The following is a 624-nucleotide window of genomic DNA, read 5'->3' as shown; positions in this document are numbered from 1 at the left end:
CTACCTGGGATTCCCGGACGGCGTGTCCGGCGCGCAACTGGCCGACCGGGCCCGCCGGCAGGCCGCCAAGTTCGGCGCCGAGGTGATCACCACCCGGGACGTCGTCGCGCTGGAGGTGAACGGGTCCGCGCGCACGGTCCGCTTCGCCGACGGCGCGTCGCTCGACGCACACACCGTGATCCTGGCGACCGGGGTCTCCTACCGGCAGCTGTCGGTCCCCGGACTGGACGAGTTCACCGGCCGCGGCGTGTATTACGGATCCGCGGTGACGGAGGCCGCGCGGTGCAGCGACCAGGACGTGTACATCGTCGGCGGCGCGAACTCGGCGGGGCAGGCCGCCGTCTATCTCGCCAGAGGTGCGCACTCGGTGACGATCCTGGTTCGGGCCCGCTCACTGGACGACTCCATGTCGCACTACCTGATCCAGCAGATCAAGCAGAGCCCGAGGATCGTGGTTCGGGCGTGCTCGGAGGTGGTGGGCGTCGAGGGCGGCGATCACTTGGAGCGGATCACGTTGCGCGACAACACCACGGGCCGGACCGAGACCGTCGACGCGCAATGGCTCTTCCTGTTCATCGGCGCGGCGCCGCGCACCGACTGGCTCGACGGCGTCGTGGTGCGCGA

General features: G+C 70.5%; 1 protein-coding gene. It reads left to right on the top strand.

What is annotated here, in order from left to right; genetic code table 11:
* Window positions 1-624, top strand: a 624-nt coding sequence (locus AC1DQC_RS19945; RefSeq protein ID WP_477052965.1) for an NAD(P)/FAD-dependent oxidoreductase, incomplete at both ends; no start/stop codon positions are given.

The sequence above is a fragment of the Cellulomonas sp. P4_H12 genome (genome assembly GCF_056400905.1).
The sequence above is the reverse complement of the archived record's forward strand: the minus strand, read 5'-3'. Positions and strand labels throughout refer to the sequence as shown.